Here is a 2,860-nt window from a genome sequence, read left to right on the forward strand (position 1 = left end):
TCCGGCCGGATTCCCCCTCACGACAACCTTCAACCGGGGTAGGAAGACTCAGACAAACTCCCCCACCACACCGGACATGGTCCGTTCCGGACGCGTCCTCCTACCTCAGTTAAATCTCCAATTTATTGCACTGTTAACTAAATGACATGATACCAGGGTCAAAAGGTTGGAAATCTGATGCAAGCTTGCTTGCATGAAGATTTTTAATCTTGGGACCCGCCAAAAACATGAGTAAGAAGCCATTTTTCGCAGAAAAATGAGCGGATTGCGAATGTTTTTGAGGATTGTGAGAGCACGCAGTGCGGAGCAATCCGGTTTCAAAGGGGGCAAAAGACCTTTTGACCCCAACATCATGACATTGGTTCACCACAATCAGCGGCGTTTTTGATTTTCCCCTGCTAATTCATAACAATAACTTGAATAATTGTGAAAATTCAGAATAAATAAACTATAAATATCAGTATATAACGGTGAAAAGATTATAAATATAAAATTATAGCTTAAAAACACTAAAAAGTATTGACAAAATGGTTTGGAATGGATATAATAAAGACATCAAAAAGATACAAAAGCAAAAGAAATTAAAGAACCAAACCAAATCTAAGTAAAGGAGGTACGGTCCACCAAAACAGTAAAACTCGTCTGATTTAACTTTTTAAATCAGACATAGGAAAAACAACAACCTTTAAAAAGAAATAAAAAGTCAAACAATAAAATCTATATAAATGTCGAAGAAAAAGAGTCGGTTTAGTAATATGACGAGAAAGTATTATTAAGAAGAACAATATTCCGAGAAGAGAATAGATAAGATATGTAAAAGAAATAGTTTGATAGAGAAAGAAAAAGGTTGTTGGTAAAAATTTCATATAGATGTCACAGGTAGACATAAGAGAGGTAAAAACCAATGGACGAAGTATCTTGAAGTGGGTATCGATAAAAAAGTAATTTATCGGTACCCACTTCTATGTGTTGATTTACCTGTGTGGTGAGAAATAAATCCCGTCTCTCTCTTTAAAGTCCCTCGAGTTCAAATGGGGGCGTATATTCTTCTTTTGCACTGCTTTTTTCCTGCATGAATCCGTCCGTCAGTCCCAATTCTATAGCTGTATTCAGCACTTTTTCATATTCGTATGTAGTGATCCTGCGGTTAATCTCCTGATAATCGGCGCTGCGGTAGAAGGGAGTGTACTGGCTCATCAGACTGATGAGAAAGCCGCCCTTTGGAAGCGTGTCCTTCATCCAGTACAGCAGCCGGATTGAATCGTCTTTATGTCCGGGCAGTACCATATGCCTTATAATCACTCCTTTTCTCAGTATGCTGCAGGCGGTTCCGGACCGCTTGTCTTTATATTCCCCGAATTCAGGCGGGCCTGTAAGGCGTATCATCTGTTCCACAGCGCGGGAGGCGACTGCAAAGTAGTCTTCTGCCTGAGAATACCGTCTTGAAAGTATGGGAGAATAATACTTTAGATCCGGAAGCCAGATATCAACATACTCCGAGAGGGCGCCGATTGTTTCTGCCGTCTCATAACCGCCGCAGTTGTAGACTACGGGGATGTGCAGATTCTTTTTTGCGTTTTCCAGCGCTTCGAGAACGGAGGGAAGATATTGTGTGGCTGTTACAAGATTGATGTTATGCGCGCCCTGTTCCTGCAGGTCAAGAAATATCTCGCAGAGGCGTCCGGGAGAAATTTCTTTGCCGTATCCTTCACAGCTTATTTTATAGTTTTGGCAGAAGCAGCATCTCAGCGTGCATCCGCTGAAAAAGACGGTGCCGCTTCCGCGGATACCGCTGATACATGGCTCTTCCCAATGATGAAGGGCAGCCCTGGCGGCTGTGATATGGGCCGGGCTTTTGCAGTAACCGGTCTGCTTCGTTCGGTCTGCCCCGCAGTTTCTGGGACAGAAATTGCAGGCACGGTAGCTGAATAGAGAATTAAATTGCGGTTTCATTTCCATTGCTCCTATTGACATAGTGATGGATCACAGATACAATTAAATGCTATAATGTAAGGTTTTTCCAGTTATTTACTACTGCATAGTATAGCAGGGGAAGATGATAAATTGCAAGATGAATGAATCGGAATACAGAATGAATATGAAAAGTCGGTTGAGGGTGAAAAGATGATTGGGGAGAGCAAGGCAGCAGGTAAATGCGGCACAGGAGAAGTACTTAGATATGTATTTCCGAAAACAGTGCCGGTTATGGTTGGGTACATATTTCTCGGTACGGCATACGGAATATTGATGAGCGTGAATGGCTTCAGCGCCGGATGGGCATTGGCTATCAGCGTGATTGTATATGCCGGCAGCCTCCAGTATGTGGGTATTAACCTTCTTCTGGTAGCGGTAAGCCCTGCAGCAGCATTTTTAATGGCGCTGATGGTAAATGCACGCCATCTTTTTTACGGAATTTCTATGCTGGGGAAATATCAGAATATGGGAAAATCTAAGCCGTATCTGATCTTCGGGCTGACCGATGAAACTTTTTCCGTTGTGTGTAATGAGAAGGTGCCTGAAGGGATGCCGGAAGAAAAAACCTACTTACTGCTGACATTTCTCGACCAGTGTTATTGGGTATTGGGAACCCTTATCGGGGCGGCAGCCGGTTCCGTCATTACATTTAATACGGAGGGGCTGGATTTTGCACTGACGGCTCTTTTTATTGTGATTTTTACGGAACAGTGGATGTCACAGAAGAAGCATGGGCCGGCTGTGGCCGGCGTGGTTTGTTCTGTTCTGTGCCTGAATATTTTTGGTCAGGATGCCTTTATCATACCTGCGATGATTGCAATCCTGGGCGTTGTGAGTGCAGGCTATAAAAAAGGGTAGTGTCAAGTAATCTATGAAAAAACGGAGT

2 protein-coding genes are annotated in these 2,860 nt (G+C 43.1%); one reads left to right on the forward strand and one right to left on the reverse strand.

Annotation, left to right across the window (positions count from 1 at the left end; genetic code table 11):
• Positions 1-1,011: 1,011 nt before the first annotated feature.
• Positions 1,012-1,953, reverse strand: a complete 942-nt coding sequence (locus CLOSYM_RS21785; RefSeq protein WP_009295787.1) for a radical SAM protein — start codon at positions 1,951-1,953, stop codon at positions 1,012-1,014.
• Positions 1,954-2,124: 171 nt separating this feature from the next.
• Between CLOSYM_RS21785 and CLOSYM_RS21790 the strand changes: the two genes are divergently transcribed.
• A complete protein-coding gene (locus CLOSYM_RS21790; protein WP_021643876.1) occupies positions 2,125-2,832 on the forward strand; it encodes an AzlC family ABC transporter permease in 708 nt (235 codons plus the stop codon).
• The last annotated feature ends 28 nt before the right edge of the window (positions 2,833-2,860 follow it).

The organism is [Clostridium] symbiosum ATCC 14940 (assembly GCF_000466485.1).
GTDB lineage: Bacteria > Bacillota > Clostridia > Lachnospirales > Lachnospiraceae > Otoolea > Otoolea symbiosa.

Excerpts from the sequence above, each read along its gene's own strand:
- CLOSYM_RS21785 (WP_009295787.1), bottom strand. The coding sequence starts at position 1,953 with ATGAAACCGCAATTTAATTCTCTATTCAGCTACCGTGCCTGCAATTTC.
- CLOSYM_RS21790 (WP_021643876.1), top strand. The coding sequence starts at position 2,125 with ATGATTGGGGAGAGCAAGGCAGCAGGTAAATGCGGCACAGGAGAAGTA.